The following is a 1,772-nucleotide window of genomic DNA, read 5'->3' as shown; positions in this document are numbered from 1 at the left end:
CGCGGCCCTCGCCCTGCGCCACATCGGCGCCCTCGACCTCCCGGCTTACGGCGCACCCCTGTTCGCCCGCCTCGCCGGCACCGACGAACGCCGAGCCGAGGCCGCCCTCGACCGCCTGGTCGACGTGGCCCTCCTGGAGGAGACGGCGTACGGCCGCTACGCCCCCCACGACCTGGTCCGCGACTTCGCCCGCGAACTGGCGCAAGGGGTAGGTGATTCGGAAGGGGAGGGTGACCTTGTCGAAACCGCCCTCGCCTGGTACGCCGCCGTTGCCGAGCGGGCTCTCACCGCGATCGTCGAACCGGGGCTCGACCAGGACGACCGCCGTCGCCCGACCGCCGCCCAACTCCCGGGCCACGCGGCGGAGATGGCGGCCGTCGCTCCCTTCGACGACTCTCAGGACGCCTTCGCCTGGGGGGACTTGGAGCTGGAGAACGTGGTGACGCTCGTCAACCGCTACGGCGACACTCCCGACCACCGCAGAACCGCCCATGTCTCGACCCTCGTCCGGCTTCTCTTCCCGTACGTCCTGCGTGGTGGCCGGGTCGCCGAGATGGAGGTGCTCGGCCGGGTCGGCCTGGCCGCGGCGCGGCGGCTCGGGGACGCGGCGGCGGAGGCGTACGCGCTGGGCGATCTCGCCGGGCTGCACTTCCTGACCGGCCGGCAGAGCGAGGCCCTCGGGCTCAACGACCAGGCCCTGGCGATCTGGTGGCGGCTCGACGCGACCTCCTGGATCCGCCGGTGTCTCAACAACCGCGGTCTCCTCCTCGAAGGCCTCGGCCGGCACGCCGAGTCGGGCGTCGCACTGCGCCAGAGCCTGTCCTACTCACGGCAGTTGGCCGACCCGTACGGCGAGGCCGTGACCTACAGCCATCTCGGCAACCTGTACGAGCACACCGACCCGCGCGCCGCCATCGGGCAGCACCGGCGTTCGCTGGCCATCGGCGTCGAGATCGGCGCGGTGATCGTGCAGCTCTCCGCGCACTGCAACATCGGTTACGCCCACCTCACGCTCGGCGAACCGGCCGCCGCCGTACCGCACTTCGAGGAGAGCATGCGCATCCTCGGCGACCTCGGCGACTGGCACGGCGAGTCGCAGACCCGGCTCGGACTGGTCCGCGCGCTGCGCCTGCTGGGCCGGACGGAGCTGGCCAGCACCGAGTGCGGAGAACTCCTGCGCCGCGCGGACGCCCGTGCCGACCGCTACATGGGCGGCCTCGCCCGTCACCAACACGGCCTGCTGCTACGGGAACAGGGCCGCGCGGAGGAGGCGTACGAGGAGTGGCGTACCGCCCTCGCCGCGCTCGACGGGACCGACGAGAAGGCCGTCGTACAGGAACTGGGGGAGCTGTTGTCGCAGCGTGACGCGCGTTGACCGGCGTGGCGCCCGGGCCTATTTGGCGTCCGCGTAGCACTCGACGACCGCGACGGTGAACGGGAACCGGACCGGCGTCTCCCCGAACGTCAGCCGTCCGGCGAGGTCGGCCGCCTCCCGTATCGCGGCGACCACCGTCTCGGACTCCTCCTTCGGACAGTGCACGATCACCTCGTCGTGCTGGAAGAAGACCAGCTCGGCCGCCAGCTCGGCACAGGACCGCCGGAGCGCGGCGAGCATCAGCAGGGCCCAGTCGGCGGCGCTGCCCTGGACGACGAAGTTGCGGGCGAAGCGGCCCCGGGCGCGGGAGTTGGTGGAGGCGTAGCCGGGCACCCAGCCCTGGTCGGCGGGGGTGGTGTCGGGTTCGTCCTGCGGGATGCCCGCCTCCTCCGCCGCG

1 protein-coding gene and 1 pseudogene are annotated in these 1,772 nt (G+C 72.7%); one reads left to right on the top strand and one right to left on the bottom strand.

Annotated features, from left to right (window positions below):
* A pseudogene (locus R6V09_RS52340) lies at window positions 1-1,375 on the top strand (transcriptional regulator); the annotation flags it as partial.
* A gap of 18 nt (window positions 1,376-1,393) precedes the next feature.
* On the opposite strand, the gene R6V09_RS52335 reads toward R6V09_RS52340, so the two are convergent.
* Window positions 1,394-1,772 (bottom strand): DNA polymerase (locus tag R6V09_RS52335; RefSeq protein WP_317888432.1); only part of this gene is annotated, 379 nt, incomplete at its 5' end.

The organism is Streptomyces sp. W16 (genome assembly GCF_033194735.1).
Classification (GTDB): Bacteria; Actinomycetota; Actinomycetes; order Streptomycetales; family Streptomycetaceae; genus Streptomyces.
Note: the sequence above shows the minus strand (reverse complement) of the source record. Positions and strands in the feature narration are given on the sequence as shown.